This is a genomic window from Bradyrhizobium barranii subsp. apii, assembly GCF_011516635.5.
GTDB lineage: Bacteria > Pseudomonadota > Alphaproteobacteria > Rhizobiales > Xanthobacteraceae > Bradyrhizobium > Bradyrhizobium barranii.
This window is the reverse complement of record NZ_CP096255.1, coordinates 922,735-941,087: the sequence shown is the minus strand read 5'-3', so window position 1 is coordinate 941,087 and position 18,353 is coordinate 922,735. Positions and strand designations below refer to the sequence as shown.

Here is an 18,353-nt window from a genome sequence, read left to right as displayed (position 1 = left end):
TGGACGTCGCACACCCCGTGATCCTGCGCTAGGAACCGCCGAGATGAGTGACCAGCCCCCCGTTCCCGATCGCAAGCCGCTCCCGCCGGCCGCCCAGCGCGCGCTGGCCGAGGCCGAAGCGCGCCGGCAGGCTGCTGCTGCCCACGCCGCGGCGGCGCCGAAGGAATTGCAGGGACCGAAGGGACCGGAGCCCACCCGCTACGGCGATTGGGAGCGCAAAGGTATCGCCTCGGACTTTTGAGGCTGTCGTTTGAGGCTGGCTTTTGAGGCTATCTTGCCGGACCGCCCGACTCAGCCCTAGCGTGCGCGGATGCCGCGTTTCGATCCCAGCCATCCATACCGGCCCTCATACAGTGGTTCGCCGTTCGGCCGTCACTTCTCGGGGCTGTTGCCGTGGATGTTCGTGGTCGCAATCGTGGTGGCCGTCGTGCTTACGTTCCGGCACGGGATGAACTGGCCCTTCCCGCATGCGATCGACGGTCAATCGCGAGATGCCCAGATCATTTTGCAGCAGGCCAATCCGGACATCCGTCAGCCGGTCGACGTCATTCGCACGATCGACGGCGATACCTTTCTCGCTCGCGTGCACCAGCGCGACGGACGCGTTCTCGTTGCGCGCGTTCGCCTGCGCGGTATCGATGCGCCGGAGATGAAGGCATCCTGCCAGGATGAATTGGACAAGGCTCTAGCGGCGACCGGCGCGCTGCGCGATCTGCTCGGCCAGGGCGGCGTGACGATCACCAATCTCGGCCCCGACAAATACGGCCGTGTTCTCGCCAACGTTGCAACAAGGCGAACTGCGGACGTATCTGCCGCGTTGCTCGCCGGCGGTTACGCGCGGAGCTACAACGGCGGCCATCGCGACGGCTGGTGCGCGCGCGGCTGGCGCTTCTGGTAACAAAAAGCCGCGTCGAAAGACGCGGCTCTTGCTTGCCTGATCCCGGCGATCAGCGCGTCACGACCACCGTCGTGCCGACCGAGACGCGGCCGTAGAGATCGGTGATGTCGTCGTTGAGCATGCGGATGCAGCCATAGGAGACGAAGCCGCCGACCGAGCCCGGCACGTTGGTGCCGTGGATGGCGTATTCGCCGCCGGCCAGCGTCATCGCCGCAACGCCCATCGGGTTGCGCGGCGAGCCGCCCGGAATGACGTCCGGGATGCTGGGCTTGTCGCGCTTCACTTCCGCAGGCGGCGACCAAGCCGGGTTGATATATTTGCCGTCGATGCGGGTGGTGCCGGCCCATTGCTTGCCGGACTTGCCGACACCGACCGGATAGCGCACGGCGTGGCCGTTATCGAGGATGAGATAGAGCCGCCGCTCGTTGGTTTTGACCACGATGGTGCCCGGCGAATAGTCGGCCAGGTGCGTCCCCACCATTTCCGGCCGCGCCTCTGCGGCCGTCGACGTCAAGACCCCTGCCCCGATGGTGGCGGCGAGCGCCACAGCAATCCTTACCGACATCAATTTTTCCTCTGCCCCGAACGGATCGTCCAAAACTACGCAGCACCGGCAATTGCCCGCTTGCCCGGATATTCTTAACCGCGCCTGTTAACCGGATGGTTTCCACGCGCGGCCGCCAAGGGCCCGCCAGCACGCGGAACAAAGAAAATGTTCGAAATAAAGTAAATGACAAGAAAACAACACTTGGCTGGAAAGACGCGGGCGCGGCGCCGCGCGCCCTGACAAGTGCGTGAGGGTGTGAATGGCTGTTGTTTCGAGGGGGGCTCTACGTCCCGGACGCGCTGCAGCGCCTTGGCGCTGCTGCGCAGAGCCGGGACCCGGGAGGCCACACGCTCTGCCATTGGATCGGCCCCGGCTCTGCAGCGCACCTCTGAAGAAGCGCTGCGCCGCGTCCGGGGCACGAGAGCGTGCCTTACGCCGACTTCTTGTTCTGCCGGTTCTTCACGAGATCGTCGACGACGGCCGGATCGGCGAGCGTCGAGGTATCGCCGAGGCTGCCCGGCTCGTCCTCGGCGATCTTGCGCAGGATGCGGCGCATGATCTTGCCGGAGCGGGTTTTGGGCAGGCCGGGCGAGAACTGGATCTGGTCGGGCGCGGCGATTGGGCCGATCTCCTTGCGCACCCAGGTGACGAGCTCCTTGCGCAATTCGTCGCTCGGCTCGACGCCGGCCATCAGGGTGACATAGGCGTAGATGCCCTGGCCCTTGATGTCGTGCGGGTAACCGACCACGGCGGCTTCCGACACCTTCTCATGCGCGACGAGCGCGCTCTCGACTTCCGCGGTGCCCATGCGGTGGCCGGAGACGTTGATGACGTCGTCGACGCGGCCGGTGATCCAGTAATAGCCGTCGGCGTCGCGCCGGCAGCCGTCGCCGGTGAAATACTTGCCCTTGTAGGTCGAGAAATAGGTCTGCTCGAAGCGGGCGTGGTCGCCATAGACCGTGCGCATCTGGCCCGGCCATGACCGCGTCAGGCAGAGATTGCCTGATGTCTCGCCGTCCAGCACCTTGCCGTCGGCATCGACGATCTCAGGCACGACGCCGAAGAACGGCTGCGTCGCCGAGCCCGGCTTCAGCTTGGTCGCGCCCGGCAGCGGCGTGATCAAGATGCCGCCGGTCTCGGTCTGCCACCAGGTGTCGACGATCGGGCAGCGATCGTCGCCGACGACACGGTGATACCACTCCCAGGCTTCGGGATTGATCGGCTCGCCGACCGAGCCGAGCAGGCGAAGCGAGGCACGCGACGTCTTCTTCACGGGCTCGTCGCCGCTCTGCATCAGCGCGCGGATCGCGGTCGGCGCGGTGTAGAAGATGTTGACCTTGTGCTTGTCGATGACGTTCCAGAAACGGGAATTGTCCGGATAATTCGGCACGCCTTCGAACATCAGCGTGGTCGCGCCGTTCGCCAGCGGCCCATAAAGGATGTAGCTGTGTCCGGTGACCCAGCCGACGTCGGCGGTGCACCAGTAGATGTCGCCGTCGTGATAGTCGAAGACGTATTGATGCGTCATCGCGGCGAACACGAGATAGCCGCCGGAGGTGTGCAACACCCCCTTGGGCTGGCCGGTCGAGCCCGACGTGTAGAGGATGAACAGCGGATCCTCGGCGTGCATGTGCTCGGCCCGGCATTCCGTCGTCACCATCTTGGCGGCGTCGTGATACCAGAGATCGCGCGACGGATTCATCTCGACCGTGCCGCCGGTGCGCTTGACAACGACGACCCAGTCGACGCCATCGGCCTTGGCGAGCGCTGCGTCGACATTGGCCTTCAGCGGCACCTTCTTGCCGCCGCGCAGACCTTCGTCCGCGGTGATGATCACCTTGGACTGGCAGTCGTTGATGCGCTGGGCGAGGCTGTCCGGCGAGAAGCCTGCGAACACCACGGAGTGGATCGCGCCGATCCGCGCGCAGGCCAGCATCGCGTAGGCCGCTTCGGGAATCATCGGCAGGTAGATGGTGACGCGGTCGCCCTTCTTGACGTTGCGGGTGCGCAGGATGTTGGCCATCCGGCAGACCTCGTCGTGCAGCTCCTTGTAGGTGATGTGCCGGGATTGCGAGGGATCGTCGCCTTCCCAGATGATCGCGGTCTGGTTGGCGCGCGTGTGAAGATGCCGGTCGATGCAGTTCCAGGCGACGTTGAGGATTCCGTCCTCGAACCATTTGATCGAGATGTTGCCGGGCGCGAAGGAGACGTTCTCGATCTTCGTCGGCGCGTGCATCCAGTCGATACGCTTGGCCTGCTCCGCCCAGAACGCGTTCGGGTCCGAGATCGAGCGGGCGTACATGTCCTTGTACTTGGCTTGGTCGATCCAGGCGCGCTTGGCCCATTCCGCGGGGACGTCGTAGGTCTTCTCGGACATGCTTCCCTCCAGATACGGCAAGCCGAGCCCAGGCGACTGGCGAGCCGACGTCATCGTTGAACCGATTATGCGTCCGCCTAACCGGACCCGACAAGGAGCACAAGCTGGATCTTCGGCGAGCGGCCAGCCATGTGGAAGATCAACGCCGCCTGGCGCGACTGTCGCAGATCTGAAACAGGCCGGCGCGGCTTTCCAGGTCTTTACCAAGACGCCGGAATAGGCCTGTGCAGGGCGCCCATGCGCCGCAGGAGGTATTTAGAAACCGCCTGTCACTGATTCGGGACTCGCAATGCGGTTCGGAACACCCTAAATGGCCAACCCGGGTCCCAAGAGACCGTCCAAGAGACTGTCCAAGAGACCCTTGGAACAAAAATCAGAACAGCGGCATTGACCGATAACAGACAGGGCTAAGGCTTAAGACTATGATGGATCAGCAGAATCTCGGGACGATGCGGCTCGCTTCGGCCGATCCTGCTGCTGTCGCGCTGGCCAAAGCCCTCGGACAATGGCCGAAACCGGCCGGTTCCGCCCGTCTCAGCCCGAAAAAGGTCTTCGACACCGCGCCTGCGACCTCGGTTGAGGCGATCGCGAAGGAGCTGGGCCTGCGGCTCGGCGACCAGAACGAGCTGACCATCCGGCGCATCAAGCGCGGCAAGGGCTATTCCTTCGTCCGTCCCAACGGCGCGCATATCCGCGACGCCCGCACCATCCGCCGGCTGCACGCCATGGCGGTGCCGCCGGCCTATCGCCAGGTGCGCTACTCGGCCGATCCGAGCTCGCATCTCCAGGCGGTGGGACGCGATGCCGCGGGCCGGCTGCAATACCGCTACCACGCCGATTGGGAAAAGGTCCGCGAGCACCGCAAGGCGCATCGGCTGGAAAAGCTCGTCGGCGCGCTGCCAAAGATCCGGCGCAAGGTCTCCGCGTTCCTGTCGGGCGACGAGCCGACGCGTGAATTCGCGCTCTCTGCGGTGATCGAGCTGATCGCGCGCACCGCGATCCGCCCCGGCAATGAATCCTATGCCCGCCTCAACGGCACCCGCGGTGCCACCACGATGCTGAAGTCGAACGTTACGCTCGAGGACGATTCCTTCGTGCTGACCTTCAAGGCCAAGGGCGGCAAGGCGGTGCGCAAGGAGTGCGACGCGGCCAAGCTGGTACGCGCCATCGGGATCCTGAACGGCGTTCCCGGCAAGCGCATGTTCCAGTATCGCGACGCCTACGGCATCGTGCGCGCGGTCAGCACCACGCAGGTGAACGCGTTTCTGCGCGAGATCGCCGGCATCAAGATTTCGCTGAAGGATTTTCGCACCCTGATGGCGTCCGCAGTCGTGGTGGAATCGCTGTCGCGGATCACGCCGGCGACCAGCCAGCGCGGCCGCAAGAAGCAGGTGCTGGACGCGATCCGCGCCGCAGCCGACAAGCTCTCCAACACGCCGGCGATCTGCCGCAAGAGCTACGTCCACGACACCATCGTCACCGCCTTCGAGGACGGTATTCTCGAACGCTTCGCCGCGACCATGAAGGGCCAGCGTTCGCAGGCCAGGCGCGAGCAACTCTTGCAGCAGGTGGTGGCGACCGCGGCGGTTTAAGCGGCGGTGCCGTAGGGTGGGCAAAGGCGCGAAGCGCCGTGCCCACCATTCTTCACGACATTGTTGATAGGCCGCGTGGGCACGCTTCGCTTTGCCCACCCTACGAGAGCTACATCTTGTCCGAGATACCCTTGTCCGGACCGGGATCACGGCCCGCGGCGGCGCTCGTCAGCCGGCCCAGATAATGCGCCCATCCTTTCGCGTGCGCGGCGGCCTGTTCCTCGGTCGGGAGCCCGCTATGGGTCATCCGCAGCAGCGTGCCGCCGTCGCGCTCGATCAGGTCGATCTCGATCAGGCTCGAGCCGGGCGGCACTTCCTGACCGCCCTCCCAGCCGAACGTGTAGGCCAGACGATGCACCGGCACGACCTCGCGGAAGGTGCCGCGGCCGACGCCGCCACGTGGACCGATGCCCTTGAGGAGATAGAGCCCGCCCGGATGCGGCTCCGTGGTCGCGTCGGAGCCCATCCAGCTCAGGATTTTCTCGGGGTCGGTCAAATAGGCGAAGACGGTGGCGCGGGGGGCTTCTGGGTTTCGCGTCGCACTACGAATGGCTCGGTCATCGGCGATCGTCCCTGGGCTGACACTGGCCACATGGCGGCAGTGAAGCGGTGCGTCAAGGATTGCCCGTGACAAAGATGGCCGACCTTCGCCATCATCGGGCCATGCTACTTTCGCGGACCCTCGCCTGGCTCGTCGATGCCGCCTCGGATTGCCCCGGGGCCGACCGTCTGCTCGCGGAACTCGGCGCTCATCTGGTCGCCGACGGTGTGCCGCTTGCGGCAGGCAGCCTGACGTTGGAGGTGCCGCATCCGCTGATCGCGAAGCGGACCTGGCTGTGGCGCGCGGAGAACGGCCGGGTCATCGAGGCGCTCGGCTTCGCGCCAAGTGGGCTGGCGCCTGACCCGCCCAATGATGCCGGCCGCCGCTGGCTGCGCGACATCGCGCGCGGCGAGGTGCACGAAGAGGTGGTCGGACGACAAGATGGGCCGCAACTCGGCTGGATCGGGCCGCGTCCGTTCACCGCAGACGAGATCGAGCAATTGCGCCAGGCTGCGCGTTTCGCCGCGACGCCGCTGGCCGTGCTCGCCGCGCGCGCCACGTTGCGCGCGACGCTCGATGCCTATCTCGGCAAGCGCAGCGCGGAGCGGGTGCTGGCGGCGCCGCTGCGGCGCGATCTCGGTGAGACCATTCAAGCCGCGCTGCTCTATGCGGATCTGCGCAACTTCACGACCTTGTCGGAGACCACACCGCCGGCCGACGTCATCGCAGCGCTCGACGCCTGGTTCGATCGCATCGCCGGTGCTGTTCATGCCTTCGGCGGCGAGGTGCTGAAATTCATCGGCGACGGCGTGCTCGCGATCTTCCCGGTGGTCGAGGCCTCACCGCGTCGCGCCTGCGACGCCGCGCTGCGTGCCGCAGGCGCAGCCGAAGCCGGCATGGCGTATCTCAACGGGGAGCGCGGCGCTCAAGGACTGCCGCCGCTTGCGTTCGGCGCGGCCCTTCATCTCGGCGAAATACTCTGGGGCAATATCGGCGCCGCCAACAGGCTCGATTTCACGGCGATCGGTCCCGCCGTCAATCTCGCCAGCCGGCTCGAGGGATTGTGCAAGCCCCTGGAACGGACCGTGCTGGTATCGGGGGCGCTGGCCGCGGAGACGGACACGCCTCTCGTCGCGCTCGGATCGCATCCGCTGCGCGGCATCGCTTCGCCATGCGAGGTGTTTGCGCTGCCGGAGACGCAAGCCCGGATATCGTAGCCCGGATGGAGCGAAGCGTAATCCGGGGTCATGCCCCAATCCAAACTTTCCCGGATTGCGCTTCGCTCCATCCGGGCTACAGCACCTGCAACTAAACCCCGCCCATCTTGCAGACGAGCTTCCACTCTTCCGCCGTTACCGGCTGCACCGACAGGCGCGAGTATTTCACCAGCGCCATATCAGCGAGCTTCTTGTCCGCCTTGATCGCGGCCATCGTGACCGGCGTCTTCAAGGGCTTGTCGGCTTTGATATCGACGCAGACGAATTTCTCGGTCTTGTCGGTCGGGTCGGGGTAGGCCTCCTTGATGACCTCCGCGATCCCGACGATCTCCTTGCCCTCGTTGGAATGATAGAAGAACGCCTTGTCGCCCTTCTTCATGTTCACGAGGTTCTGGCGCGCGGTGTAATTGCGCACGCCGGTCCAGGCCTCGCCCTTGGCGCCTTTCGCCACCTGCTGGTCCCAGGACCACACCGACGGTTCGGATTTCACCAGCCAGTAGTTCATCGCGCGTCCTATCCGTTCGTCATGGCCGGGCTTGTCCCGGCCATCCACGTCTCTGCCACCAATTCAATATCAAGACGTGGATGCCCGCGACAAGCGCGGGCATGACGAGAAAGACGTCATTCCTCTGCCTTGAAGGGGCGCGTCAACAGCCCCGAGATCGCGGCGTCAATCGTACTCCGGCCGCTCAGGATCGAAGCGACCGCTTCTGATACCGGCATCTCGATGTTGTGCGAAGCTGCGAGTTCGATCAACACAGGCGCGGTGAACTCGCCTTCGGCAAGCTTGCCCGCGGGCGGCTGCTCGCCGCGGCCCAGCGCAAGGCCGTGCGCGAGATTGCGCGATTGCGGGCTCGAGCAGGTCAGGATCAGGTCGCCGAGGCCGGACAGGCCCGTGAGCGTCTCGCCGCGCGCGCCGAGGGCACGGCCGAGGCGCGTGAGCTCGGCAAAGCCGCGGGTCGTCAACGCAGCCTGGGCGGAGGCGCCGAGCTTGCGCCCGACCGCGATGCCAACCGCGATCGCCAACACGTTCTTGGCCGCACCGCCGATCTCGACGCCGCGGACATCTGTCGTGTGATAGGGCCGGAAGGTCGCCGAGCCCAGCGCCTGCACCAGTGCGCTCGCCAGCGCTTCATCCTTCGCCGCCAGCGTCACCGCGGTCGGCAAGCCGCGCGCGACGTCGTCGGCAAAGCTCGGGCCTGACAGGATCGCCGGTTGCGCGTGAGGTGCGGCTTCCGCGATGACGTCGGTCATGAATTTATGGGTGCCGTGCTCGATGCCTTTGGCGCAGGCGACGATCGGCACCGGCTTTGCCAGATGCGAGGACAGCATGTTGACCGCGCCGCGCAAATGCTGTGCAGGCGTCGCGATCAGCACCATGTCAGCGCGCGCGGCCTCCGCAAGCTCGTGCGTCACGACGATCTCCGGCGCCAGCCGCACGCCGGGCAGCCGCGGATTGTCGCGGGTCGAGGCGATTCGCGCGACATGTTCGCTGTTGCGCGCCCAGAGCGTCACGTTCCGTCCGGCGCGCGCCGCCACCGTCGCCAGTGCCGTGCCCCATGCGCCCGCACCAATCACCGCGACGGACCGAAACGCCGTCATGGCTAGAATCCCGCCCGCGTGTTGCCGTAACCGGCCGGCGCCGTGGCGTTGGCATCGAGCAGCCAGCGTGCGCGGGGTTGGGCTTCCATCGTGTCGATCATGCCAAGCGCCAGGCGCTCGGCGCCGGCCCAGGCGATCATCGCGCCGTTATCGGTGCAGAGCGCGGGCGGCGGCATGATCAGTTGCGTCCCGGCCTGCCGCGCGACGTCATGCAGGGCGCCGCGGATCGCCTGATTGGCCGCGACGCCGCCGGCGGCGACGAGGGCATGCGGAGCGCCGAACTGCTCGCGGAAAAGCCTCAGGCCGACGCTCAACCGGTCGGCCGTCGAGTCGAGCACGGCGGCTTGAAAACTCGCGCAGAGATCGCTGATATCCTGCGGCGCGATCTCGGTTAACCGGCTCGCCTCGTTGCGCACCGCCGTCTTCAATCCCGACAGCGAGAAATTGGCATCGGGCCGTCCCTGCATCGGGCGCGGGAAGGCGAAGCGCGTGGCATCGCCGGTTGCCGCGGCGCGTTCGACCTGCGGCCCGCCCGGATAGGGCAGGCCCAGCATCTTCGCGACCTTGTCGAAGGCTTCGCCCATCGCGTCGTCGACGGTGGTGCCGAGCCGCACATATTGGCCGACCCCGGTGACGGCGACGATCTGGGTATGCCCGCCCGAGGCGAGGAACAGGCAGTAGGGAAATTCAATTCCGTCGGTGAGGCGCGGCGTCAGTGCATGCGCCTCGAGGTGGTTGACCGCGACCAGCGGCGTGTCGTGAACCATCGCGATCGCCTTCGCGGTGGTGAGGCCGACGATGACGCCGCCGATCAGCCCCGGCCCCGCCGCGGCTGCGACACCGTTGAGCTGCGCATAGTCGATGCCGGCCTCGTGCATGGCCCGGTCGATGATGCAGTCGAGGACGTCGACATGCGCGCGCGCGGCGATCTCCGGCACCACGCCGCCGAAGCGGGCATGCTCCTCGATCTGGGACCGCACGATGTTGGACAGGATCTTGCCGCTGCCGTCGGGCGCGCGCTCGATCACGGCCGCGGCGGTCTCGTCGCAGGTGGTTTCGATGCCCAGTACCAGCATTGGCGAATTGTTATCCAATTTGCGCCCTTGCGCTCATCCGTAAAGCAGAGTTCTGGTACGTCCGGTAGCATTCCGGGGTCCACTTGCGCAATCGTCACGCGCAGTCGCCTTCGTGAATGCGTCACCGCCACGTGGTTCGGGAACACAAGCGATGTCCATTCTTGTCACACGGCCGCATCCCGACAATGAGGCGACGGCGGAAAATTTGCGGGTGCGGGGTCATGTGGTGCTGCTCGCCCCGATGCTCAAGTTCGAGCCGGTCGCCTTCCATGACGAGAGTGAGGCCGACTACGGCGCCATCATCGTCACGTCGGCCAACGCGATCCGCGCCGTCGCGCCGCAATTGCAGGATCTTGGCTTGAAGAATCTTGGCCTCCTGGAGCTGCCGCTGTTTGCGGTCGGGGAGCACACGGCTGCCGCGGCGCGCGACGCCGGCTTCGCCGAGGTGATCGTCGCCGGCGGCGATGCCGCGGCCTTGCGCGACAAGGTGCTGCAGAGCGCGCGCGACAAGCTGCTGAAGAAGAAAAGCACGCTGCTCTATCTCGCGGGCGCGGATCTGTCGCGCGATCTCGGCGGCGAGCTCGGCGCGGAGGGCTTCAGCGTGGTGACGCAGACCACCTATCGCATGACTCCGGTCAAGATCCTGCCGCGCGATGTCTGCGATGGCTTTGCCGCCCATGGGATCGAGGCGGTGCTGCACTACTCCCGTCGCAGCGCACGGGCCTTCCTGGATGCGGCACGGGACGAAGGCGTCGAAATCTCGGCGCTGGCGATCCCGCAATGCTGCCTGTCCGAGACGGTCGCCAGCGTGCTGCGCGATGCCGGCGCGTCGCAGGTTCTGGGGGCCGCGACGCCGGACGAAAATGCCCTATTTGATACCTTGGAGCGTGCTTTGCGGACCCGTTTGGCGTAAGAGGTCGGGCCGAATCCGACGCGATCGGGTCCGTTCAGGGCATTTGAGTGTGAGGAACCGTCACGATGGCCGACGACAAGCCTGAAGACGCAGGATTGGCTCCCGAGTCAGGCCGTGCCAAGCGCACCCCGCCCACCATCGACCTTGAGGCAACCGAAGTTTCGACCCAGCCGCAGCCAACGGCGGCCGCCGAACCGGAGGTTCAGCCGACGCCGGAGCAGGCCACGCAAGAGCAGGCCGCGCAAGAGCAGGCCACGGTCGAAGAGTCCAAATCCGAAGAGGCCAGGCCCGACCCGGAGCCCGCGCACGCGGAGACCACGGTTGCTTCCGCTCCCGCGTCGGCGCCGGTTTCGCCCTGGGTCATTGCGCCGTTCTCCGGCGCGGTCGCAGCCGCAATCGTGATTGCCGTCGGCTGGATGCTGGGCTGGCCCGCCGTGGAGGCGCCGCCGGCCGCGCCGCAGGTCACGAGCGCGACGGTCGACGCACTCAGCGGACGTGTCGCCGCGGTCGAAGCCAAGGCGGGCAAGCCCGCCGCCGATCCGGCCGTGGTGGCGCGGATCGATGCACTGGAGAAATCAGCAAGTGCCTTGCGCAGTGACATCGCCAATCTGCGCGCACAGTCCGACAAGACCGCCAACGACGTGAACTCGGCACCGCGCGCTGCAGCGCCTGATCTTGCCGCTCTCAGCGACCGCATTGCGCAGCTGGAGCGTGCCAGCAAGACGGAGCGCGCCGAGCTCGCACAGCAGGGTGAGAAGATTGCCGACAACAAGGCGACGAATGACAAGCCGCTGCGCCATGTCGTGGCGGCGGCTCTGCTCGACGTCGCGGTTCGGCATGGCGATCCTTACGAATCGCAATTGGCCGCGGCGCGGTCGCTCGCGGCCAAGCCCGATATGCTGAAGCCGCTCGACACCTTTGCATCGTCAGGCATTCCAACGCCGGTCGCGCTGAGCCGCGAACTGCTCAACATCGTGCCCAAGCTCTCGCCGCCGGCGGAAGCCCCGGCCGCCGGTGCCGGTATCGTCGAGCGTCTCCAGGCGGGGGCCTCGAAACTCGTTCGTATCGAGCGCACCGACGGCGTCGGCAATGATCGCGGCGCCATCGTCGCACGGGTGACGGCGGCGGCGCTCCGCAACGATTTCGCGGAAGCGCGGCGCGAGCTGAAGACGCTGCCCGAGGCCGATCGTGCACCGGCACAGGCCTGGCTCGACAAGGCCGATGCGCGCGACGCCGCGCTCGGTGCCTCCCGCAAATTCGCCGACGATGCCATGGCGGATCTCGCCAAGCCCGATCTGGTCAAGCCTGCTCAGTAAAGGTTCGCGCAATAATCAGCGCGTAATAGGGATCGCCATGCTTCGCATCGTCCTCTTCCTCGTCCTGATCGCGCTGGCGGCGGCCGGCGCGGCCTGGGTTGCCGATCAGCCCGGCGATCTCGTCCTGACCGCGGGCAGTTTCCGCGCGTCAACGACGCTTCCGAGGTTCGTGTTTCTGCTCGGCGTCTTTGCAGCGGCGGTCGTGCTGGTCTGGAGCATCGTGACGATGATCTGGCGCGCGCCGGGACGCCTGCGCCGCCGCCGTCATGAGAAACGCCATGCGCGCGGCCGCCATGCCATCACCCACGGCCTGCTCGCGATCGGTCATGGCGATACCGCCCTCGCCCGCCGTCACGCCGATACGGCGCGGCGGCTGGCCGCGAACGATCCGCTCGCACTGCTGCTGCACGCGCAGTCGGCCCAGCTCGAAGGCAATCGCGACGAGGCCCAGCGCGTCTTCCGCGTCATGGCCGAGCGCGAGGATACCCGGCTGCTCGGCCTGCGCGGCCTGTTCATCGAGGCGCAGCGCGCCGACGATGCGGTCGGCGCCGTGATGATCGCGGAGGAAGCGATCAAGCTGTCGCCGTCCTCGACCTGGGCCTCGCACGCGGTGCTCGGCTTCCGCTGCGCGCGCGGCGACTGGAGCGGCGCGCTCGCGATCCTGGATTCGAATCTGTCCGCGGGTCTGATCGACAAGGCGGCCTATCGCCGCCAGCGCGGCGTGCTGCTCACGGCCCGCGCGCTGGAATTGGAAACCATGGACCGCGACGTGGCGCGCGAGAGCGTGATGGAGGCCATCAAGCTCGCGCCGACGCTGGTGCCGGCCGCGGTGCTTGCGGCCAAGTTCGAGAGCGAAGCGCATCAGGTGCGCCGCTCCATGAAGCTGGTCGAGGCCGCATGGCTCGCCAATCCGCATCCGGATCTTGCCGACGCCTACGCGCATGTGAAGCTCGGCGATTCCGCGCGGCAGCGCTTGCAGCGGGTCGAGACGCTGGCGGCCAAGACGCCGGCCGACAAGGTGGGCCATGTCGAGGGCCAGCTCGCGATCGCGCGCGCCGCGATCGACGCCTCCGAGTTCGCGCGTGCGCGTGCGGTGCTGGCGCCTTACGTCAATGATCCGACCCAGCGCGTCGCGCTGCTGATGGCCGAGCTCGAGCGCACCGAGCACGGCGACGGCGGCCGTGCCCGCGCCTGGACCTTGCGCGCGGTGCGCGCCCGCCACGATCCGGCCTGGACCGCGGACGGCTATGTCAGCGACCGCTGGCGTCCGGTCTCGCCGGTCACCGGCCGTCTCGATGCCTTCCAGTGGCAAACGCCGGTCGCGAGCCTGCCCTCCGACAAGGGCGCCACGATCGAATCCTCGGCCTTCGAGGAAGCCATGCTGGCTGCCCCGCCGCCGAAGCGGGTGACGGCAGCCCCGAGCGAACCCCCGGTGGAACCGCCCATGGCTGCGGCGGATCCGGTCCCCGCCGCACAGGACAATTCGCCCCCTGAGGCCAAGGAGACGACCGCGGAGGCCGCCAAGGAAGAGCCTGCGGTCACGCCGGCCGAGCCGGTCAATCCCGCCCCTGAGGCGGCCGAATCATCGCCGGAGGCGGCAACGCCGGTGTTCCGGACCCGCGCCGACCTCGGCAAGCCTGCGCCGGCCCCGATCCAGGCCGTCATCCCCATCGTCCGCGCTCCCGATGATCCCGGGATCGATGACGAGGGTCCGAGCGATGAATTTGCGGAACAAATCGGCACGCCCAGAACCCATGCAAAGGCCCAGGCAGGCGGCTGGCGCGGATTCTGGTCCCGCTGGGGCGCGTGAGGCACATTTCGAAGCCCGCCCCACCTTGCCAATTCGGGCCATGCCCGATATCAGGAGCGCGCGTATCCGGACCTGCATTGCGCGGGTTCCGGCAGGGTTCGCCGCAATAGCTCAGTTGGTAGAGCACGTCATTCGTAATGACGGGGTCGGGGGTTCGAATCCCTCTTGCGGCACCATTTATCGCTCTGATTTTTCGTTGTTTTCCGCGCCGTTGTTTCATCCTCCGATGCAGCCTCGCCGCGAGACGGCATGCCATCGCCTCAGACTTTGCGCAGGCTTTCGATTTCCCACAGCGCCAGTTGCCGCCGGTCGAACGGTGGGACGTAATCGTCCAGCACCTTGATCGGCGGCGGGAAGTTGTAGGGCGGAGCGCTCAGATCGATGGAGAAGAAGTCACCCGTGCGGATCGCACGATTTCGGCCCGCCGGGTAAGTGGTCGTCAGGAGATACTTGATGTTGGATCGACGAATGTTGTCGATTGCTTGAAAAATCATCTCTTCGGAAAGATGAATGAAGCAATCGCGGCAGAGCAGCAGGTCAGCTTCCGGGAGCGGATCGTTGCAGAGATCGATCCGGAGGAACGTGCGATCTGGGCGACTGTATTGGTCACCCGTTCGCGCAATCAGTTCCGGAACGATGTCTCCTCCAATGTAGCGAGAAATTGGAAGTTCGATCTTCGACAACCAATGAAAATCACCACAAGGCAAATCGAGCAGGGTACGGATCCCGAGGTCGCCAACCAGACCAGGAAGGCTTTCTCGCACCCTTTGGGTATTGTGCAGCGTGGATCCGCCGCCGGAAGCGGTTTCCTTGTAACCCCAGACGTTGCGACGATAGATCTCGCCGAACACCTCGCCAGGCGTTCCACGGAGATTGCGCACCATCTGCGTGCGCAACCAGATCAGCGCGGGCTCTGGTAACGTCTGGCGCGCGATGTCGATAGCCGTCGAGAAAAAGGCCGTCTGACGTAACCAGTCTGCAAACCTGTCAAACACATCGCCCCCCGTATTGTCGCAAGCTAGACCCGCGCGAACCTGAATTGTTGCGTGCCGCGCTCGGTGGGATCCGGGCTCTGCTCAGTGATGCGAAATCCCTCATGAGCCTGGATGAATGCTTGCTCGGAGATCCAGTTGCGCTCGTATCTGACGAGCTTCTCCCTGGAGGCGAGCGACGACCCTGGACCGTTGTCGCTCAGGTACGATGTCTGAACCTCTCGCCGGGTCTCTTCGCTGATCGGAACGCGGTACCATGCCAACGTTGCCGGCCGAACCGAGCACAGCGTTCTCACGGTCTCCGATGCATCCGGGACCTACTGTATGGCCCCATTCGAGTGGAGGAGATCGACAGTGCCGAGCCAGTCGGCGGCCTGGTCGATGCGCTCGAAAAACATCAGCCTATCGGTGCCAAGCTCCTTGGCGCGCTGCACCATTGCTGGCGTCTCAACCACCGCCCATCGAATGTCCGGGCATTGCCGGCGCGCCACCTTGTAATGCAGGCCGGCGCCTCCGCCGAAATCCAGAACCGTGTTTATGCCCGCGACCAGCGGCCAGTCGCTGTCCGGGTTGTAGTTGATTGTCTTCAGGAAAATCGTTTCAACCAGTTCCGGGTTCTCGTACCCCTGAATAACCTCTCGCGGCGGCAGCAGCTTACGCTTCACTCGCTGGACGAAGGTCATAACGGGCGGACTCGGCACACCTTTTGACGCGTGTCGAGCGTCTACCACAATCAGAAACATTTGGAAACAATCGTGAAACGCGCCATCCGGCGCGGCGCGTTCGAGGCTTCGCCGGGAAGCACATATCTGTCCGCCCGATTCCGAGACCTTTCCGGACGTGACGTTGCGGGTTGATCGCCGCGAATGCTGATCGCGGGTTCAAGACCGAGCGCGCAGTCTACGTGATGACAGTCACATAACGCAGATCAGATCTCCCCTAATTTCCCGGTCACGCAAACACGGGGAGATTTCACATGCGCAAGATCCTTCTGGTCGCCGCCATGGTCCTGGCTTCTGCATCTGCCCATGCTGGCGACCGCAGCCTGTCGCTGGCCATGGCGACGGCCTTCCGCAAGCCACCACGACCACCGCTCCGACGATGCAAATCAGCGAAGTCGCGCCAGCCGCGGAAGCTCCGAAATACGTTGATCGTCCGCCGGCAGTCTCGGCCCCTGCTCCCGCCGTGGCGACGGCTCCTGCCGTGACCGCGACAACGACGACCTCAGCGCCGGCGGAGACGAGCAAGCCCGCCACGAAGACCGCAAAGGCGGGCAAGCCGAAGCACAAGCGCAGCTGGACCGAAGGCCGCATCATCAGCGAGCTGCACCGCCACGGCATCTACTGGTAAGGCTGCGACTCGCTCCAAAAGCAAATGGCCGGGCAAGAGCCCGGCCATGCGCGTATTGAGGAAGTGGTTCGGGCTTACTGCGACACCGTCTGCACCACGCTCGTTATCGGACGCGCGCTCGAGGTCGGCACCTTCAGGTCCTTCAGCAGCGCCTCGTCATATTCCGGCAGCGTCTGGAGCGTTGCCTTGGCCTTCATCTGCACGACCTTGTAGCCGCCAGCCTTCAGCCGCGCGAGCAGCGCCGGCATCGCTTCGCCGGTGTGCTTCTGGAAGTCGTGCATCAGGATGATGCCCTTGCCGAGCTTGTCGAGCTTGGTCATCACGTTGTCGACGATCTTCTCCGGCGTGGCACCCTTCCTGAAGTCGAAGGAGTCGATGTCGGTCGAGAACATCGCGACATTGCGGGTGCTGAAATAGCTCACCATCGCCGGATTGTGCTGAAGCTGCGGGAAGCGGAAGAACGGTGCCGGGTTGGTGCCGAGCGCGAACCTCACCGCGCTGAAGCCCTTCTCGACCTCGTCCTTGACCTGTTGCTCCGTCATCTTCTTGCTGTTCAGGTTGACGTGCGACCAGGTGTGCGTGCCGACCGTGTGGCCCTGAGCCAGCACCTGGCGCAGGATTTCCGGATGATAGGTCGCGTGCTTGCCGACCGAGAAGAACAGACCCTTGGTGCATTCATCCGCAAGCGCCTTCAGCACCGCGGGCGTGTTGACCGGCCACGGACCGTCGTCGAAGGTCAGCACGACCTCCTTGTCGGTGAGGAAGTCGAACTGCTTGAAATGCTCGAAGCCGAAGCCGGGTCCGCCGGTGGTGTCGATCTCGACCACGCGGGCAACGCCCAGCGCGTTCGGATTGGCACAGGTCGACCGCTGCTGCACCGGCATGGCCGGAGCGGGCGCAGGCGCCGCTGCCTGAGCAACTGCCGTCGGCCTGGCCGCGATCGCCGCGGTGGTCTCGACGTCATCCTTGGCGGCGAGCTTCGCCTGTGCCGGCAATTGATCGGCGGCACGGGCGGCCGTTGTTTTGGGGGCGCCCTGATCGGCGCGCGCGGAATAATAAAACCAACCGCCGACGGCGATCACGACCGCCGCAACTACACTGGCCAGCATCAGGCCCAACGCATTACGCATCGCTATTCTTTCCAATTACGCAACCAACCCGGCGGAATCTCCCGCGCGACGAGCCATTAATGCGAAGGAACAGTTAACGTGACACCAACACGACGGCGTTTGCGCCGGATTTTCAGCGAGGTGCGCCATGTGACGGAGATCACAGAAGGCGGGCCACCCGTGACCGTCATCACAGTGGAAACTGTTTTCCCGGAGCATCGTAGTTCCCATCAACAACGGGCTCCGCTTCCAGCGGCGCCAATGGGAGCTTCAAATGACCAAGTCTTTTTCTGCCAAATCGCTGACGAGTAGGATCCGCGACACCAGCCTGGCTCTGGGCTTTGCCGCCATCGTCTCGATCGTCGCGACGACCTCGAGCTTCGCCTTCTCGGCCGAGGCGCAGCAGCAGTGCACCGGCGATGCCTTCCGTCTGTGCTCCTCGGAAATCCCCAACGTCCCGAAGATCACGGCGTGCATGATGAAGCATCGCTCTGATCTGAGCGCCGGCTGCCGCGCGGTGATGGACAAGGACCTCGCAAAGGGCGCCTCACGCAAGGTCGCTGACGCCCAGGACAGGCAGTAGGACAACGCGCAACGGCAATCGTTGTTGGCTCCCCTCGCGATGTGCTCCCGGCGTCAGGCCGGGGCCACGCGCGCCAGTCCCGCTCGGCAATAAAGCCGTTGCGGCCTCGGGATCGTCGCACTAGCTTCGCCCGCACTTCCTTGGGGTAAGAGGCATTACGCGATGACCAGATTTCTTTTCATTGTTTCTTTGATTCTGTGCGCATCGAGCGCCTCAGCGCAACAGCAGCCCGGCCACGATGCCTGCGCGCGCGATGTGACGCGCTTCTGCCGTGCCGTGATGAACAATGGCGATGGCGCCGTGCTCGCTTGCCTCAAGCAGAACCGCACCCGCCTCAGCAAAGCCTGCGACAAGGTGCTGACGGATCACGGGCAGTAGGACGTGCCGTCGTAGCCCGGATGAGCGAAATCCGGCGTCTGCCCGTGCGGTG

At 65.6% G+C, this 18,353-nt stretch carries 17 protein-coding genes, 1 tRNA gene and 2 pseudogenes; 11 read left to right on the top strand and 9 right to left on the bottom strand.

Annotation, left to right across the window (positions count from 1 at the left end):
• Positions 1-43 precede the first annotated feature (43 nt).
• Together HAP41_RS04470 and HAP41_RS04465 are read left to right on the top strand one after the other, a co-directional pair.
• Positions 44-241 carry a DUF1674 domain-containing protein gene (locus tag HAP41_RS04470; protein ID WP_028151091.1) on the top strand — a complete coding sequence of 66 codons (198 nt, stop codon included), beginning with the start codon at positions 44-46 and terminating at the stop codon, positions 239-241.
• A 69-nt stretch (positions 242-310) separates the two neighbouring features.
• Positions 311-898 (top strand): thermonuclease family protein, encoded by a 588-nt coding sequence (locus HAP41_RS04465; protein WP_166105017.1) that lies wholly within the window; start codon positions 311-313, stop codon positions 896-898.
• 49 nt (positions 899-947) lie between these two features.
• Here the strand turns inward: HAP41_RS04465 and HAP41_RS04460 are convergent, their stop codons facing one another.
• Both HAP41_RS04460 and acs read right to left on the bottom strand, forming a co-directional pair.
• Positions 948-1,463: a L,D-transpeptidase gene (locus HAP41_RS04460; RefSeq protein WP_071917016.1), complete on the bottom strand. Its 516-nt coding sequence runs from the start codon at positions 1,461-1,463 to the stop codon at positions 948-950.
• A 412-nt stretch (positions 1,464-1,875) separates the two neighbouring features.
• On the bottom strand, positions 1,876-3,822 hold the full coding sequence (acs, locus tag HAP41_RS04455; RefSeq protein ID WP_166105020.1) for an acetate--CoA ligase: 1,947 nt from the start codon (positions 3,820-3,822) through the stop codon (positions 1,876-1,878).
• 422 nt (positions 3,823-4,244) lie between these two features.
• On the opposite strand from acs, the gene HAP41_RS04450 reads away from it, so the two are divergent.
• On the top strand, positions 4,245-5,414 hold the full coding sequence (locus tag HAP41_RS04450; protein ID WP_063980320.1) for a DNA topoisomerase IB: 1,170 nt from the start codon (positions 4,245-4,247) through the stop codon (positions 5,412-5,414).
• A gap of 109 nt (positions 5,415-5,523) precedes the next feature.
• Here HAP41_RS04450 and HAP41_RS04445 read toward each other — a convergent pair.
• A pseudogene (locus HAP41_RS04445) lies at positions 5,524-5,975 on the bottom strand (SRPBCC family protein).
• A gap of 102 nt (positions 5,976-6,077) precedes the next feature.
• On the opposite strand from HAP41_RS04445, the gene HAP41_RS04440 reads away from it, so the two are divergent.
• Positions 6,078-7,172, top strand: coding sequence for an adenylate/guanylate cyclase domain-containing protein (locus HAP41_RS04440; RefSeq protein WP_166106220.1), 1,095 nt, complete (start codon positions 6,078-6,080; stop codon positions 7,170-7,172).
• A gap of 91 nt (positions 7,173-7,263) precedes the next feature.
• Here the strand turns inward: HAP41_RS04440 and HAP41_RS04435 are convergent, their stop codons facing one another.
• The 3 genes from HAP41_RS04435 to tsaD all read right to left on the bottom strand — a co-directional run bounded on the left by HAP41_RS04435 (position 7,264) and on the right by tsaD (position 9,850).
• Positions 7,264-7,677 carry an EVE domain-containing protein gene (locus tag HAP41_RS04435; protein WP_166106223.1) on the bottom strand — a complete coding sequence of 138 codons (414 nt, stop codon included), beginning with the start codon at positions 7,675-7,677 and terminating at the stop codon, positions 7,264-7,266.
• A gap of 116 nt (positions 7,678-7,793) precedes the next feature.
• Positions 7,794-8,774, bottom strand: coding sequence for an NAD(P)H-dependent glycerol-3-phosphate dehydrogenase (locus HAP41_RS04430; protein ID WP_166105024.1), 981 nt, complete (start codon positions 8,772-8,774; stop codon positions 7,794-7,796).
• A gap of 2 nt (positions 8,775-8,776) precedes the next feature.
• Positions 8,777-9,850 carry a tRNA (adenosine(37)-N6)-threonylcarbamoyltransferase complex transferase subunit TsaD gene (gene tsaD, locus HAP41_RS04425; protein WP_166105028.1) on the bottom strand — a complete coding sequence of 358 codons (1,074 nt, stop codon included), beginning with the start codon at positions 9,848-9,850 and terminating at the stop codon, positions 8,777-8,779.
• A gap of 151 nt (positions 9,851-10,001) precedes the next feature.
• On the opposite strand from tsaD, the gene HAP41_RS04420 reads away from it, so the two are divergent.
• From HAP41_RS04420 to HAP41_RS04405, 4 genes are all read left to right on the top strand, one after another.
• Positions 10,002-10,763 (top strand): uroporphyrinogen-III synthase, encoded by a 762-nt coding sequence (locus tag HAP41_RS04420; RefSeq protein WP_166105032.1) that lies wholly within the window; start codon positions 10,002-10,004, stop codon positions 10,761-10,763.
• Between the two features lie 65 nt (positions 10,764-10,828).
• Positions 10,829-12,079 (top strand): hypothetical protein, encoded by a 1,251-nt coding sequence (locus HAP41_RS04415; protein WP_166105035.1) that lies wholly within the window; start codon positions 10,829-10,831, stop codon positions 12,077-12,079.
• 37 nt (positions 12,080-12,116) lie between these two features.
• A complete protein-coding gene (locus HAP41_RS04410; protein WP_166105038.1) occupies positions 12,117-13,889 on the top strand; it encodes a heme biosynthesis HemY N-terminal domain-containing protein in 1,773 nt (590 codons plus the stop codon).
• A 100-nt stretch (positions 13,890-13,989) separates the two neighbouring features.
• A tRNA-Thr gene (locus HAP41_RS04405) sits at positions 13,990-14,065 on the top strand.
• Positions 14,066-14,149: 84 nt separating this feature from the next.
• Here the strand turns inward: HAP41_RS04405 and HAP41_RS04400 are convergent.
• Together HAP41_RS04400 and HAP41_RS04395 are read right to left on the bottom strand one after the other, a co-directional pair.
• Positions 14,150-14,884, bottom strand: coding sequence for a class I SAM-dependent methyltransferase (locus HAP41_RS04400; RefSeq protein WP_166105042.1), 735 nt, complete (start codon positions 14,882-14,884; stop codon positions 14,150-14,152).
• A 314-nt stretch (positions 14,885-15,198) separates the two neighbouring features.
• A complete protein-coding gene (locus HAP41_RS04395; protein ID WP_166105045.1) occupies positions 15,199-15,624 on the bottom strand; it encodes a class I SAM-dependent methyltransferase in 426 nt (141 codons plus the stop codon).
• A gap of 233 nt (positions 15,625-15,857) precedes the next feature.
• Here HAP41_RS04395 and HAP41_RS04390 point away from each other — a divergent pair.
• A pseudogene (locus tag HAP41_RS04390) lies at positions 15,858-16,231 on the top strand (hypothetical protein).
• 74 nt (positions 16,232-16,305) lie between these two features.
• Here the strand turns inward: HAP41_RS04390 and HAP41_RS04385 are convergent.
• On the bottom strand, positions 16,306-17,361 hold the full coding sequence (locus tag HAP41_RS04385) for a polysaccharide deacetylase family protein (RefSeq protein ID WP_166105048.1): 1,056 nt from the start codon (positions 17,359-17,361) through the stop codon (positions 16,306-16,308).
• 253 nt (positions 17,362-17,614) lie between these two features.
• Here HAP41_RS04385 and HAP41_RS04380 point away from each other — a divergent pair, with 253 nt between their 5' ends.
• Complete coding sequence (locus tag HAP41_RS04380; protein WP_166105051.1) at positions 17,615-17,923, top strand: hypothetical protein; 309 nt, start codon at positions 17,615-17,617, stop codon at positions 17,921-17,923.
• A 162-nt stretch (positions 17,924-18,085) separates the two neighbouring features.
• Positions 18,086-18,301 (top strand): hypothetical protein, encoded by a 216-nt coding sequence (locus HAP41_RS04375; RefSeq protein WP_063980334.1) that lies wholly within the window; start codon positions 18,086-18,088, stop codon positions 18,299-18,301.
• Positions 18,302-18,353: the final 52 nt, after the last annotated feature.